Annotated in this window: 11 protein-coding genes; 10 read left to right on the top strand and 1 reads right to left on the bottom strand. The window is 63.8% G+C overall.

Annotation, left to right across the window (positions count from 1 at the left end; all coding sequences use genetic code 11):
* Positions 1 to 34 precede the first annotated feature (34 nt).
* The gene (locus tag AC3CB8_RS24265) at positions 35 to 2644 is read left to right on the top strand and encodes an HNH endonuclease signature motif containing protein (RefSeq protein ID WP_352726225.1); all 2610 of its coding nucleotides are present in this window, start codon (positions 35 to 37) and stop codon (positions 2642 to 2644) included.
* Entirely contained in the window at positions 2641 to 3114 is a 474-nt protein-coding gene (locus AC3CB8_RS24260; protein ID WP_352563790.1) for a hypothetical protein, read from the top strand. The genes AC3CB8_RS24265 and AC3CB8_RS24260 overlap by 4 nt, the downstream gene beginning before the upstream one ends.
* A 158-nt stretch (positions 3115 to 3272) precedes the next feature.
* Here the strand turns inward: AC3CB8_RS24260 and AC3CB8_RS24255 are convergent, their stop codons facing one another.
* Entirely contained in the window at positions 3273 to 3587 is a 315-nt protein-coding gene (locus AC3CB8_RS24255) for a YMGG-like glycine zipper-containing protein (RefSeq protein WP_352563791.1), read from the bottom strand.
* A 310-nt stretch (positions 3588 to 3897) separates the two neighbouring features.
* Here AC3CB8_RS24255 and AC3CB8_RS24250 point away from each other — a divergent pair, with 310 nt between their 5' ends.
* From AC3CB8_RS24250 to AC3CB8_RS24215, 8 genes are all read left to right on the top strand, one after another.
* On the top strand, positions 3898 to 4470 hold the full coding sequence (locus tag AC3CB8_RS24250) for a hypothetical protein (protein WP_352563792.1): 573 nt from the start codon (positions 3898 to 3900) through the stop codon (positions 4468 to 4470).
* A complete protein-coding gene (locus AC3CB8_RS24245) occupies positions 4452 to 5465 on the top strand; it encodes a hypothetical protein (protein WP_352726229.1) in 1014 nt (337 codons plus the stop codon). The genes AC3CB8_RS24250 and AC3CB8_RS24245 overlap by 19 nt, the downstream gene beginning before the upstream one ends.
* An 85-nt stretch (positions 5466 to 5550) precedes the next feature.
* A complete protein-coding gene (locus AC3CB8_RS24240) occupies positions 5551 to 6540 on the top strand; it encodes a hypothetical protein (protein ID WP_023769490.1) in 990 nt (329 codons plus the stop codon).
* A gap of 611 nt (positions 6541 to 7151) precedes the next feature.
* Entirely contained in the window at positions 7152 to 7751 is a 600-nt protein-coding gene (locus AC3CB8_RS24235) for a phage connector family protein (protein ID WP_352563794.1), read from the top strand.
* Entirely contained in the window at positions 7751 to 10219 is a 2469-nt protein-coding gene (locus tag AC3CB8_RS24230; protein ID WP_352563795.1) for a phage tail protein, read from the top strand. Before AC3CB8_RS24235 ends, AC3CB8_RS24230 begins: the two co-directional genes overlap by 1 nt.
* 87 nt (positions 10220 to 10306) lie before the next feature.
* Entirely contained in the window at positions 10307 to 11005 is a 699-nt protein-coding gene (locus AC3CB8_RS24225; protein ID WP_352563796.1) for a hypothetical protein, read from the top strand.
* Between the two features lie 3 nt (positions 11006 to 11008).
* The gene (locus AC3CB8_RS24220; protein ID WP_352563797.1) at positions 11009 to 11524 is read left to right on the top strand and encodes a hypothetical protein; all 516 of its coding nucleotides are present in this window, start codon (positions 11009 to 11011) and stop codon (positions 11522 to 11524) included.
* 312 nt (positions 11525 to 11836) lie between these two features.
* Positions 11837 to 11971, top strand: a complete 135-nt coding sequence (locus tag AC3CB8_RS24215; RefSeq protein ID WP_023769497.1) for a hypothetical protein — start codon at positions 11837 to 11839, stop codon at positions 11969 to 11971.
* Positions 11972 to 12120: the final 149 nt, after the last annotated feature.

The following is a 12120-nucleotide window of genomic DNA, read 5'->3' as shown; positions in this document are numbered from 1 at the left end:
CGCCTCTCAAAGCCAGCCGAGCAGGGAACAGCCAATGGTCCACATCATCCCCCTTTCGGTTGGCCAGCGCCGGCTCGATACCGGCAATGCGCCGCAATATCCGCAGGGGTCGCCAGTCGGCGGCGCCATGCAGGGTCAGGGCGATGGCCTCTCCGCTCTCGCCGAGCACTACCGGCAAATGACGGAGCGGCAGGAGGCGTTCGACGCCGAACTGGCGCGCCGCCGCTTCAACGGCCAGATCGCGCAGGCGGAAGACGAGGCGACGGCCAACGCGCCGCCCGACGGTGGCGGGTTGCACGAGGCCATGTACGGCCTAGTCGACCCGCGCAATGGACGGGCGGTCAAATCAGGCCTGTTCGACACGCTGTTCGACGCTGCCTTGCCTGGTATGCCCGAGACCCAGCGTGCCACCTTCGCCGGGCAGAAGGAGGCGATGCGGGCGACAGGTTCGCTGCGCATGGCGCGGCGGCAGCTTCAGCGGCGCGACGACTACGAGCTGGCCGAGTGGACCAAGGTCGACACCATGTCGACCGCCGCCATCGCAAATGGCGACCCGAACGACACCGCGAACTTCGAGGCGATTCGGCAGAGCGGCTTCGACCTGATCGCCAAGATCGGCAATCCGCTTATCAGGCAAACGGCTGAAGCGGCGTGGCGCACCAACACAGCCAAGGCGCTGGTCCAGGCCATGATCGCCCAGGACCCGAAGCGTGCCGCCGAGATGTTGGGTCAGACGCTAGCTGGAAGCCGGACCAAGGACGATACGGTGGGGGCGGTCGCCTCCGCGTCCACCGCGATGGCCGCGAAGGGCGTTGGCAAATTCACGCCGGATGCAGAGGAGGCGGTTGGCGCAGCGAGCGAGCCAGATCGCGATACGGCCCTCGATGTCATCACCTACCTAAAACCTGGCGATATCGCTGCGCTGAAGGACCAGGCCAACATCGCCACCGCAGCCCGAATGGTCGATGCTCGTGCGAAGGTGCAGCTCGAGGAGCAAAATGCGCCGGCTGTCATCGCTGCCACCGGCAGATACCCCGAGGAGCAGCCGACCGCGCAGGACTTCGTCGATGTCTACGGCGCGGACGAAGGCGCCAAGCATTTCGAGGATTTCACGACAACGGCTGGCGTCGCCAGTGCGGTCTTCGATATGCGCGGTGCGCCGAACCAAGCGATACACGCTCAGCTCCGGGACTTTGAGCCCGGTCCCAGCGGCTCGCAGGAAGAGCGGGCGCGATATGAAACAAAGGCTGGCGCTGCACAATTCGTTTTGGGCGCTAGGCGGGCCGACCCCGCCGCCTATGTCAGTCAAATGTTCCCGGGCCGGCATTCCGACTGGAACAATATCACAACTCCCGAGGACTATTCGGCTGCGATCACCTGGGTGGTTGCAGCCCAGCAGGAGATGGGCTTCGACAAGATACTGCCGTTGCCTTGGTCCGCCGCCGAAAGCCTTGCTGCGAAATTCATCGACCCAAGCGTGCCGTGGCCGCAGCGCCAGACAGATCTAAGCGCGATTTTCCTGGCAGTCCGCGATCAGCCCTTGCGGGATGAGATGGCCAGGCAATTGTACAAGTCCGGCTTGCCTCGGCTTCGGCAGAATGCGGCAACCGATCCTGACCTGACTCCGGCAGACATCGAGGCCCGAAAGGACGCTCTGGCGGTCGGTCTCTTGACCGTCGCGTCGCATCCGGCTCAGGCACAGTACAACGCTGCTCCGTTCTGGCTGCAACCTCTTCAGGCCACCGATGACGTGGTCCGGCTGATGGCCAAAGGCATCTCTTTTGGTCACGCAGACAAAGCCGCAGCCGGCCTCAATTCGCTTTTCTCGGACAAGAGCTATGAGGAATTGCTCGCCGCCGAACGGACGGCGACGGAAGATGCCGAAGACCGGGCAGGCTCGGCAGCCCTGCCGGCGGAACTTCTGGGTGGCGCCATCGCCGGACATGGTCTGGTGGATTCCGGTATTACGCTCACCGGTAGGCTGGGCACCGCCGCCTTGGATGGGCTGACCGGTCTGGCCGCTCGAACCGCCGTGGCTAGCGGTGAGGGCGCCTTATACGGCGCAGCGTACGCGCACGGTGCGGACGAGGACATGCTGAGCGCCGCCGCCGCCGGCGCGCTTTGGGGTGCCGGCGGCAATATCCTTGGCGAAGGGCTCAGCGCGATCCGCAGGCAGGTGACGGCAAGGCTCACCGGCTCGTTGGAACGCTCGACGGCATCCGAACTGGCGGGCAGCGGACCCGCTAGCGAGGCAGCCGACGTACCACAAAATGGAGGCGCTCCGACGGCGACAGAAGCCGGGCCGTTCGAGAGTTCTGCCACTCCAGAAAAACCACCCGCCAAGATTACTGACGAGGAGGATCTAAAGCTTGTTCCGACCAAGCGCACCATGACGAGCAGAGCTCTTCGCAAGGAATGGGAAGTTTTGCATCGTCGACCGTGGCCTAAAGATCCCAAGACGGGTCGAAATATGGACGTCTCCCATGAGAAAGCTCTGGCCGACGGTGGGCTTGACCACCTATCGAATATCAGGCCTCGTACCAGGGAAGATCACATAAGGCACCACACGGAAGCCGGTGATTTTAAACGTTGGGCTAAGAGACGATGGCTGAAGCAGAAAATGAGTAGTGGAGGGATAATGTGAACGAAATTACACCGGATCTCAGTAAAGTAAGCCGCTTGCCCCTTCCGGCTGGCGATCCCGACGCGGATGACAATCTTGACGCAGCTCATCTTGAGGCTCGTCAATATCTTATGTCTTTTGGCTGGGGGAAGAACATAAAGGCCGAGTTTTTCGGGTATGGTGCTGAAGGGATAGTCTACATTTTTCTCTTCGAGATTGCATCCGGAAAACCAGACGTGCCCCAATGGGTATGGGTGATCGTCGGTGATGTACCTCCAGCCTACATGCCCGGCGACGAGGTCGGAACCCCGTTTGAAGCGCTAGATGGATATATAGGCGCGATGGAAGATTGGGTTGAAGCCGCGCGCCAGGGGAAGTCGGTTGCGGATCTGATCCCTGTTAATGTTCCGGCTACTCCCGCCAACGCGGAAATGCTGGGTAGTCGCCTCAAATTTCTCGACGAGAGAGTTTTGCCATTACTTGAAGAGTGATGCTTCGCCTTTGTGAGCCAGATCGTCCAGCTTCACCGCCGCGGTTTATCAACAGGCATGCCGTTCCTCATCTTGCGAAAAAATGTCGCCGGGATTTGAAGACGGGCCTTCTAGTCTGGGCGGCCCGGCAAAGTGTCAACCCTGCCGGGGCGCCGCTTTCAATAATTGCCGTTGTAATAGCGGTCGTCGCATGGCGCGGTGTAGATGCGGCCGTAGCGGTCCTGGTAGCGGCAGAGTTGGTCCTCGCGGCGCTGAGGCGTGGTGGCGGAGCCAACGACGGCGCCAAGCAGCGCGCCGCTGGCCGCGCCGATGACCGTGCTCTTGGTGTTGCCGCCGATCGCCTGGCCGACGAGCGCGCCGCCGGCGCCGCCGATCAGCGCGCCGGTCCCGGCCCGCTGCTGGCCTTCGGTTTGCGCGCAGCCGGCAAGTGCGGCGGCCATCAGCACGGCCGCAACGGTTCTGTAAAAGGTCATGTGAAGTCTCCCTTAAAGGCCTGAAATCCCTATTGATCTCCCGTGCGGGCGCATTGCGGCGGAACGGGGGCAGGGGCTCTCACGATATAAAACATGGTTTCTCGGCCGTTGATGGACAGAGGACGCGCAAACGTCCTTGTCGAACAAGGCTGTAGCGCCGCCATCCGCAAAAATGATTCAGCCTTTCATGGTTCGCCTGGCCTACGCCGGCCTCCGTTATCGCCGTGAGCTACGTCGCTTGGAAAGCCAAGCATATCGGTTCCCGGGCGGGCTGCACCCACCATTCCTCACCCCTCGATGGAGAACTGACATGACCCGAGGTCTTCCCCGCACGCTTGCCCGTGCCGCTTCGCGCGAGGCCGGCCTTGCCCCGCCCAAACTCGGCCTGAAGGCGGTCACTAAAGGACTGGGCGGCTCCTACCGCACCGTCTTCACCTTTGCCGGCATGCAGGTACCGGTCACCGACGCGCTGGCCTATGCCAGCCAAAAGATCTTCGACTTTTCCGACGGCAAGGTGCGCATCAAGGGCGGCACGGCTCGGCTGCAGTTCGCGGTGCTGACCACCCGCGCTTCGACCATCAATGACAGTGCGGCGCTGACCTGGTCGCTTGGTTCGGCGGCGGCGGCGAGCGCGACGCTGGCCGGCACCATGGTCAATGTGCTGGCCTCGACAGCGCGTACGCTGGACGGCGTCGTGGCCGCGCCGTCGCCGGCTTCGGCGGCCGACATCGCGCCCGCCGCGACGCTCGATGGCACGACGACGCCGGTCGATCTCTATCTCAACCTCGCCTTCGCCAACGGTGCGGACATCGACGCCGACGGCACGCTGGCGGTGACTGGGACGGTGACGCTGCTGTGGGAGAATTGGGGGGACAACGCGTAGACCTCGACGCTGCTGATCCCCCCACGAGTGGGGAGATCGGCAGCTTTGCCGCCGGCTCAATTCTAACCAAAGGAAAACATCACATGACAGATCTGGCAGACGCCGGGTCCGTGGCGGCGCGTGCGCAGCCGGCGGGCAACCCAGTACGGCCACCGGCCAACGGGGATAATGGGTCCGCCCCGGCGACCGGCAAAAGTTGGTTTGACGGTCTTTCCGAAGGCAACCGCAAGCTTGCTGAAGTCAAGGGCTGGACTAGGGCCGAAAATCTCGATCGGGTTTTCACGTCCTATGCGGAGCTGGAGCGGCAGCAGGGTGAAAGCCTGCGCGTTCCCGGCCCGGATGCATCTCGGGAAGACTGGGATAAGTTTCACGCCCGGCTGCCCGAGACCATGCGTCCGGTCACGTCGTCCGAGAAGGTCGAGTACCGCAGGCCGGAAGGCTTGCCGGAGAACTTTGCCTATTCGGACGAGCTTGCCAATGCGTCCAAGGCCTGGGCGGTCGAAGCGGGTGCAAGCCCGAAGATCGCGCAGGCCTACCATGACAGGTTCGTCGGCTACATGGCCGAGCAGGCGCAAGCGCAGCACATCGCGCTCGCTCGTTCGGTCGAAGCCACCCATGACGACCTCGTCAAGGATTGGGGGCCGACCGACAGCGACGGCTTCCGCCAGAAGCTTGAGGTCGCCAACCGGGCGATGAAGAAGCTCGGCCTTGTCGACGCCTACAAGGCGAAGGGCATCCTTCTGCCTGACGGGGCGCTGACCGATCCGCGGATCGCCAAGGCGTTTCAAGCCATTGGCGAAGCGATGTTCCGGGAGGACACGATCGACGGCGGGGCGCGTTCGAACGGAGGCAATCCGTTCAAGCGCAATGCCTCCGGCGAACGCAACCTGACGGCCATCTCGGCCCTCGTCAAAAGCGACCCCGCACGTGCCCGGCGCCTGGCTCGCGAGGCCGGAGAAAACCCCGACCGCTGGATGCCGAACAACCCCCTCTAGGCTGTGCCGACATTCAGGTGATCCCGGCCTGACCTGAATCTCAACACACCGTCACCACCAAACTCAACCCTGAAGGAAGACAAAAATGGCAGACGCCTACACCCGTATCGCGGACGCGATCGTTCCGTCCGTCTATGCGCAATATGCTTTCGAGGAACACGTCCAGTCGCTCGAAATCTATCAGGCCGGAATCCTATTTTCCGACCCCACCATCTCGTCGAAACTGTCGATGGGCGGCCGCTCGGTCGACATGCCCGGCTGGAAGGATCTCGGCAACGACCCGTCAGAGCCGGTCAACGACGATCCGGCCGATTCTATCGAAATGAAGAAGATCGGATCGCGCCGCGAGATCGCCGCCCGCAACGTCCGCGCCCAAGCGTGGGGGGTTCCGGACCTGACCTCGATTCTGGCGGGTGATGATCCGCAGAAGCTGATCGTCAAACGGCAGACCGAGTACTGGCAGCGCGCCAACAAGCTGACCCTGCTCGGCATCCTGAAGGGCGTCGTCGCCGACAATATCGTCAACGATGCCGGCGACCTCGTGCGCACCACCGGCGCCTCCATCGTCGACACCGACATCATCGAGGCTGCCTACCTGATGGGCGACCGCGCGGACAAGTTCAAGACGATCTGGATGCATTCCAAGCAGATGAAGGCGCTGAAGCTCGCCGACCTCATCGACTACGTGCCGTCCTCCGAGCAGGGCGGGCCGCTCATCCCCTACTACATGGGGTTGCGCTGCGTGGTCGACGACGACATTCCGGTGGCGGCGGGCGTCTACACCGCCTTCATGTTCAAGGAAAAGGCGATCCTGTGGAACGAACTGCCGGTCAACACCGAGGGCGGGCCGCTGGAGTTCGACCGCAAGCCGCGCCAGGGCCATGGCGGCGGTGTCACGGAAATGGTCGGCCGCCGTCATTTCGTGCCACACGTGCCCGGCACCCGCTTCCTCGACGCCTCCTCGGCCGGCGAGTTCGCCACCGATGCGGAACTGGCGCTGGCGGCGAACTGGGACCGCACCGCGTCGAGCGTCAAGAATATGACGTTCATCGCGCTGAAGACGACCGAGGCTTGATCAAGCCAAGGCTAGGGGGCGGGGGCGATAAGCTCCCGCCTCTTGCAAAAAATGATCTAATTGTAATGCGTGCCGTAACTGTTTAATTTTCGAAGGCAGCTAGAATGCGGTCTACTGCGGCGCGAGAATATTGGTTTGAACTGGTTCCTCCCTGCCATCACAATAGGCCTTGTCCTCTCGGCGCCGTTCCAATTGTACGGAGGCCATCTTCTCGGAGAGGAAATCGAGACTGACCCTCCAAAGGGCAATTCCCTATATTCGATGCTCTATTCCATTTCGAGCTGGGCAAAATATGGAGCCCTGAAGCGACAAGCAGACCGCGGTGATCGTTTCGCCTGGTGGTGCCTGCTCCTCTTTGGCATCGGGCTGGTGTGGTGTGCTCTCATCGTCCTGGGGATGTTCTCCAGCCCGATTTGGCGAAAGTGGCTGCTCTAACAGGCTCGGGTTAGCCGAAGGCCGGGCTTTGAGCCGCGATCCTTCGCGCCCCCCTCTGGCCTGCCGGCCGGAGGGGGGACGCCGTAGAGCGCCTGCCATCGCGAAATAGCAAATACGCCGCCTCCGAGCGGCTTTTTTCATGCCCGCAACAACCACGACCCACGAGGCGCTGACCCATGGCCATCACCCCGACCGATATTGCCAACATGGCGCTCGCCGTGCTCGACGAGGCGCCGATCGACAGTCTAGATCAGGACGTCAAGGCGGCGCGGCTGCTGAACCTGCATTTCGACCTGACGCGCGAAGCGGAGCTGACCAAGTGCGCCTGGGTGTCCGCGATCCTGCGCGCCACGGTCGCCGGAGCAAACACCGGCGGCGGCGATTGCGGGTTGAACGTCGCTTACGAACTGCCGGCGGATTGCCTGCGGCCGCTGCCGCTGACGCATAATGGCGAACCGGACGGCTTGCCGGTCTCCTGGCGCCAGGAGGCGGGGCTGATCTATTCGGACCAGCCCGGTCCGCTCGTCATCCGCTACATCGCCAACCTCACCGACCCCAACGACTGGGACGCGCTGTTCACCGAGGTGCTGGTGGCCGCGCTTGCCATCAAGGTCGCGCATCCGCTGACCCACAAGTCGGGCATGATCGACATTGCGCGCTCGGCCTACGACCGGGCGCTGGACGCGGCCTTCAACGGCAATGCCGTCCAGCGCGGCGGTCGTCTCTACAGCGCTTCGTGGTCCAGCCAACGCGGCGACAGCAGGAGCGCACGCTGATGACCACGCTCTATCCGCTTCAGGATGTCTTCACCCGTGGCGAAATCAGCCCGCGTTTGCATGCCCGCGCGTCGCTCGACTTCTATCGGGCGGCGCTCGCCAGATGCGAGAACTTCGTCACGCTGCCGCATGGCGGCATCCGCAAGCGCGGCGGCACCTATTTCGCCGGCGAGGTCAAGGCATCGGCCAAGAAGACGCGACTGATCCCGTTCATCTTCTCGGCCGAGCAGGCCTATGCGCTCGAATTCGGCGCCCAGTATATCCGCGTCTACGCCTATGGCGCGCGCGTCGGCACGGTGGAGGTTGCTTCGCCTTATCTGGAGGCGGATCTGTTCGAACTCGCCTATGTCCAGTCGGCAGACCAGATGTGGATCACGCACAAGGACTATCCGCCGAAGGTCCTGACGCGCACCGCGCACACCGCCTGGGCGCTGACGGATTTCACGTTTCTCGACGGACCCTATGACGAGATCAACACCACGCCGACGACGCTGACCCCGGCGAACACTGGCCATGCCACGCCGAAGATGAGCGCAAGCACCGCGCCGAGCGGCAGGGTGAGCGATGACGGCACGGGAACCAACAGTTGGAGGGTGTTCGACCGCGACATCACGCAGGAGATCAAATTCGCGGCTGGCAGCAGCGGATTCGTCCAGTATCAATTTCCCGCCGGCCAGGGCAGGGCCGTGAATGCCTACTGGCTTGCCGCGTCGGACAATGTCTCGTCGAATTCCGACATGCCGACGCAGTGGACGCTGTCGGGATCGAATGACGGCACCAATTATGTGTCCCTGGACGGGCGATCCGGCGAGGTCGGTTGGTCCGGGTCCGAAGTGCGGTTCTACGACTTCCAGAACAAGACAGCTTATGAATACTACAAATTCGCCTTTTCGGGCGGCGGCGGTGGCGATGCGGTGAACTGCAGTGTTGCCGAGATCGCCATGGCCGAGAGCGGCGATACGATGGCGCCCTTCGACCTGACGGCATCTTCCGTCGTCGGAATCAATCACGACGCCGGGTTCCAGCCGGCCGATGTCGGCCGCTCGGTGCGCCTGCTGGGCGCCGACACTATGTGGCGCTGGGCCAGGATCACCAGCGTCACCAGCACCATGGCGGTCAAGATCAGGCTCTTCGGCCATGCGCTGCCCGATACCTCGCCGATCACCCGCTGGCGGCTCGGCACTTTCGTGCCCGGCAAATATGTCGAGGCGGGCTCCCTCTACGAGGAGCGCCTAGCCTTCAGCCGTAAATTCTCGGTCTATGCCTCGGCCACTGGCGACTTCGACAATTTCGCGCTCGGCGAAAAGGATGACGATGCGCTGGAGTTCGTCCAGGCCGGCGGCGGACAGGCCAACGACATCGTCTGGATCGCCGATTCCGACGGCGCGCTGCTGATCGGTACGTCCGGCGGCGTGCGTGCCTTGTCGGGCTCGGGCATCGACGAAGCGCTGACGCCGTCCTCGTTCAAGAACCGGCGCTCGCGCACCTTCGGTTGCGCCCGCATCCGTCCGGTCGATGCCGGCCAGTCGTTCCTCTACGTCACGCGCTCGCGCAAATCGATCGCCGAGCTGACGCAGACCGCGCAGAGCCGCTTCTCCTCGGACGATGTCGGCCAAATTTCCGAGCACATCCCCAAACAGGGCGTGGTCGAGCTTGCCTTCCAGACCGACCCCGACCCGTTGCTGTGGTTTCCGCTCGATAATGGCGAGCTTGGCGGTTACACGCACCAGCCATCCCAGGATGTCAGAGGCATGCACCGGCATCGCCTGGGCGGCGGCTTCAGTGGCGTTGGCTGGGCGGCTGTCGAAAGTGCCGTCGTGACGCCCGGGCGAGACGGCAATGACGACCTGTGGCTGGTGGTCAAGCGCACCATTGGCGGCGTGACCAAGCGCTATATCGAGATCAAGACCGCGCCGTTCGAATATGGCGCCGTCGCCGACGCCTTCGAGGTCGATTGCGGCCTCACTTATACGGGCCTCGCGGTGACCACGGTGGGCGGTGCGATGCATCTCGCCGGCCAGTCCGTCGATGTGCTGGCCGACGGCAAGGTCTATCGCGGCCTCGTCGTCAGCGGCGGCGGCACGGTGACGCTGCCTGGCGGCTCGGCCGCCGTCCAATGGCAGCTCGGGCTGCCCTATGCGGCGGGCGCCGACACGCTGGAGCTCGATGTCGGTGGCCGCGACGGCTCCATCGTCGGCCGCCGCAAGAAAGTGGCGAAGGCGATCCTGTCGCTGCTCGAGACCGACACCACGGGGCTGGAAGTGCAGTCCTTGATGCGCGGCCGCTGGGAACCGGTGCGCCTGCCTTCGATCGTCGCGCCGAACGGGCGGGCAACACTGTTCACCGGCAATGTCGAAGTGCCGATCGACGACAGCTGGGAAGGGCAGGGGCGGGTGCGCATCCGCCATGTCAATCCGACGCCCTGCACGATCAGGGCGCTCACGCCGGTGTTCGACGCCGAGCCGTAGGTAACGCCAACGCCGGATGTGCCGTCTCCCCCTGGTGGGAGATGGCAGCTTCGCCAGCCGCTCATCACCCCATAAGGATCCTTCCCAATGACATCCCTCCATGCCGAGCAACTCGGCAGGGCGCGGACGGCTGCCGAATACGCGGTCGTCATCGCCTTGCTCGACACCGACCTCAACAATGCGTTCACCCGCAAGGCCGAACTGGCCGGGGCCGAGGACCGGGCGGTCTTCGGTGAGGGCGATCTTGCCGTGGCGCGGGCCGCGCTCGACGATTGCAACGACCGGATCGCGCTTCTGGAAAAAGCCATCGATGCCGCCGGCAAGCGACGCGCGGAAGCCGCGCGCAGCGAAGCCCGTGCCGATATCACCGCGCTTGGCGACGAGACCAAGGCCAGGGCAGCCGTGCTTGGCGAGCGCTGGCGCGGCGTTCGTCTGCTGGTCGAGCGGCTGCGCCAGGAATTGTTCGAAGCCGATGCGCTCGCCCGCGCCATCGCCACAGCCAACGGCCTATTCGACGCCGCCGACGTCACCGAGATGAAGGTGAACCTCACCACCACACGCCGCGCTGCCATGGCCGGCTCGCGGGCCGCGGCGCCCGCCGGCCTCAGCCGGCCGGCGCTGCAGGCCGACAGACTGCTCATCTCCTTCCTCAGTCCCGGCGGCACGCTCGATCCGCGCCCGACGCTCGGGGCGCCGGTCGAGCGCTCCGAAGGCAATCGCCTCGGCGTCAGGAGTCCCAAAGGCAAATTCACTCCTGGAAGCAAACCCCTTGGCGAACGAGGCTAAACCATGTGCACACTTGCCCTTCTCGGCACGGCTCTTTCGGTCGGCGGCACGCTGGTGGAAGGCCAGCAGCGCAAACAGACGGCCGACTACCAGGCCAGGGCCTATGAGCAGCAGGCCCTGGCCGAGGCGCAGAATACCGCCCTGGAACTGAGCCGGGAACGTCACAAGCAGGACCTCCTGCAGGCGCAGGCTCGCGCCAAGGCCGGCGCTTCCGGCGTCGGCATTGCGGGCTCGCCGGCCGAGGTGCTGGCGGCGAACGCACGGCAGGGCCAGGCCGACCTCGACGCGATGCTGTACGGCTCTCGGCTGCGCCAGAACAACCTCGACGGTCAGGCTGCGTTGTCGCGCTTTTCCGGCAAGCAGGCGGTGGGGGCGTCGATCTTCAGCGCTGGCAGCGCGCTCGTTGGCGGCCTCGCCAAAATCCCAGATCCAACTAAGGCGCCGGCCTTGAGCGCGATGGCTGGCACGGTGCCGAAACGGTCGGTGGTGTTCCGCGGCTCGCCACTTGGCGCGCAGTAGGAAAGGGATGATCGATGGTCCATGTCATTCCTCTCCGTCGACCGGCGCCGGGTCGATTCGGGCGATGTGGTTTCTGTTTCCGGCGGATCTCCCGTTGGGGGCACAGGGCAGATCAGACTTGGGCAAAGCAGCCGAGTTGGGTTTGCGGGACTCGCATACAGAAGTCACGAAGCACATTCCTACGCCTCAACATAAGCTTGGCTAACTTACCGCCGTCGATAGAGAGCCAAGCAGTGTCTGGCGTAGTCTAGCGCGGGTGCTGGTTGTCTCCGAGGGAGCCGGCAAGGCATCTCGTTGCTAGGCATCACGCTCATGGTCGCCGCCGATAAGGCTGTGGCGTCCGCGATGTCTGGCAACGTCGGCGACACGGTTCTCAATGCCTTAGGGGCAATCCCCACTGAGCAACTGGCGACCGTCGGTCTGCAACAAGCGGGCTTCGCGAATTGAGCTGAGACCTGCCTTTCAGCCTGTCTGATAAGAATTGCAGTGACAGTGCACTTTAGCGCTATCGCCTTACCTGACTGGAGTGAACCTCCGGACCGAACCGTGGAAAAGAGTGCGCCGTCACCGCAATTTCCGTCCAGACGGGGTGCACT

Source organism: Mesorhizobium sp. P160927 (genome assembly GCF_057766385.1).
This window is presented reverse-complemented; position numbering and strand designations above follow the sequence as displayed.